Genomic DNA, 2529 nt, shown 5'->3' on the forward strand with positions numbered 1-2529 from the left:
CCAGAACCTTGCCGTTGCGCACGAACGGCAGTTTTACCACGCTTGCCGGCAGTTGTTTGTCGCGAATGACGACGTGCACTTTATCGCCCGGTTTCACGCCTGGTGGCACGCGTGCGAACGCGATGGATTCCTGCATCGACGGCGAGAAAGTGCCGCTCGTGATCTCGCCTTCGCCGTCGGTCGTAACGACCTTCTGGTGAGCACGAAGTACGCCACCGGCGCGGCCGTTTTCCTTCTGCAGAATCAGGCCGACAAAGCGCGTCTTCGACCCATTCGCCTCGAGCGCCGCTCGTCCCACGAACGCCCGGTTGGCATCGCTCAGGTCGACGGTCCACGAAAGGCCTGCGTCGAGCGGCGAGACGGTGTCGTCCATGTCCTGGCCGTAAAGGTTCATGCCGGCTTCCAGACGCAGCGTGTCGCGTGCGCCGAGGCCCGCCGGTTTCACGCCTTGAGCGACCAGCGTGTTCCAGAATCTTTCGACTTGCGTAGCCGGGATCACGATCTCGAAGCCGTCTTCGCCCGTGTAGCCGGTGCGCGCGAGCATCACGTCGCCGTATGACGATTCGGGGAATTGCACGGCGTTGAAGGGTTTGAGTTCGGCGGTCGATTCGCGCGTTTCCGGCAGCACTTGCCAGACCTTTTCGCGCGCGTTCGGACCTTGCACGGCGACGATCGCGAAATCGCGGCGCGGCGTGATCGTGAGGCCAAAACCGCCTTCCGCATTCAAATGACCGAACCACGCGATGTCTTTCTCGGCCGTGCCGGCATTCACGACGACGCGAAAATTGTCATCGGCGAAAAAATAGACGATCAGGTCATCGATCACGCCGCCTTCCGGGTTCAGCAAGCAAGAATAAAGCGCCTTGCCGGGAACGGTCAGCTTGTCGACGTTGTTGGCGATTGCAAACTTGAAGAACTCGCGCGCCTTGTCGCCGGTGAAATCGACGACGCGCATGTGCGACACGTCGAACATGCCGGCATCGGTGCGCACCGCGTGGTGTTCGTCGATCTGCGAACCGTAGTTGACGGGCATGTCCCAGCCGCCGAAATCGACCATGCGCGCGTTGAGCGCGAGGTGCGTGGCGTGCAAGGGCGTGTGTTGAAGATCAGACATGGAGCGGGCCTCGGGCGTGCGCGAAAACAAAAAAAGGCCATGCGACCAATCCGCTCGGAGTTTGGGCTTTTGCGAACGCAAAGCTCAAACCGCGTAGCGATCCGGTACATGACCCCTCTGTCCTCGGTACCTGAGAGATTGCACGTTTCGAGCCGATATACCGACTTCAACGCGCGCCCCTTCGGTGGGCAACTGGCCGTTACTTCTTATCAGCCGATGCCGCTCTCCAGAGTGCGATTTTCCATTCGATGCCCGAATAAAGGAGCACTACATGAACGGAACTTCGACGCAGCCGGTCCTTTTGCCTGAGAGTTTGTGGGTGTGCCCCTTCGGCGACGCTCGTTTTGTTTGTCCAGGTTGCGACAAATAAATTCAGCGCTCTCTCCCGACGCGTGCGGCGAATTTACGCGACCGATATACGAATGTCAAACTGGGTTTGCCGATAGCCCCATGAGAAAGGCTGTTGGCCGGCGGACGCTGGAACCGTCCGCCAGGCAGGCCAGACTTACTGGATTGCGTGCTGCACGCCGTCGAGTTCGCCGTTCAGCGTGCGCTGTTCTTCGCCCGACAAACCGCCGCCGTGCTGCGAAGCCATATCGCGTGATTCCTGCCTGATCACATCCAGCCGATGATGAAACGCATCGCCCTGTGGCGGCGGGTAGAAGCCCTGGTTCACGCGCTGATCGACGTGATGCCAGAGCGCGTTGATGCGGCCATTGACCTGATCCATCCGATGCACCGCTTCAGCATGCGGATCGGGCCTGGCGGGCGCTTCGCGGACTACATCGACTTGCCGCGCCGGCTCGACCACGCAGGCTGCCAACGACCCCGCAAGCGCCACCCCAATGAGCGCACGCGCGCAACTTTGCTTGAATGTCAGCATGTATCTGTTCTCCCCTTTTGGTTTTTGAGATAAGTCTCGTGCGACTGCAGAAGAACGGTCTGCGCACGGCCCCGGCTGACGCCGGCGACGTGTGCAAATGTAACGCTGTGTGTTTGAAAGTCGGATGTGAGGCGTTTGTTATTGCAGCCGCGCGAAATCCAGGCGGCGGCCTTCGGCGTTGCTGCGGATGGCGGTATCGATGATGGTCATGACATCCACGGCATCCTGCGCCGTAACCGGGAACGGCTTGCCATCGAGCACGGATGCCGCCAGCGACCGGTAAAACTCCGCATACGCCCCGTCGCGCGTGGCGAATTCCTGGCGCAGATCGTGGTCGCCATCGACTTCGCGGAGGAGGCCCGGCGGATTCTTGCCGAATTCGGCGTTGCCCGGGCGCAAACCGGCCTTGAGCTGGTCTTCCTGGACATCGAGCCCGGTCTTTACGTAACTGCCGCGCGTGCCGTGAATGGCGAAGCGCGGCGGTTCGAGTGCGGCGAGCGCAGTTGCGTGCAGTACGACTTCCTTGTCCGGA

The 2529-nt window shown here is 61.0% G+C and carries 3 protein-coding genes and 2 riboswitches; all 3 genes read right to left on the reverse strand.

All coding sequences use genetic code 11. The annotated features are described in order from the left end of the window. Positions 1–1114, reverse strand: a 1114-nt coding sequence (gene gcvT / locus ACFFAR_RS30665) for a glycine cleavage system aminomethyltransferase GcvT (RefSeq protein ID WP_375509162.1), incomplete at its 3' end; no start/stop codon positions are given. 107 nt (positions 1115–1221) lie between these two features. Then, positions 1222–1354: riboswitch (glycine riboswitch) on the reverse strand. A gap of 42 nt (positions 1355–1396) precedes the next feature. Continuing rightward, positions 1397–1512: riboswitch (glycine riboswitch) on the reverse strand. 107 nt (positions 1513–1619) lie between these two features. Beyond that, on the reverse strand, positions 1620–1997 hold the full coding sequence (locus tag ACFFAR_RS30670) for a hypothetical protein (protein ID WP_062168404.1): 378 nt from the start codon (positions 1995–1997) through the stop codon (positions 1620–1622). Between the two features lie 138 nt (positions 1998–2135). Then, on the reverse strand, positions 2136–2529 hold a 394-nt coding region (locus ACFFAR_RS30675; protein ID WP_375509163.1), incomplete at its 5' end, for a Gfo/Idh/MocA family oxidoreductase.

Origin of the sequence: uncultured Caballeronia sp. (assembly GCF_964243625.1) — a bacterium.
Classification (GTDB): Bacteria; Pseudomonadota; Gammaproteobacteria; order Burkholderiales; family Burkholderiaceae; genus Caballeronia.

Bases quoted from the DNA above. Each gene is read 5' to 3' on its own strand.
- ACFFAR_RS30670 (WP_062168404.1), bottom strand. From the start codon at position 1,997: ATGCTGACATTCAAGCAAAGTTGCGCGCGTGCGCTCATTGGGGTGGCG.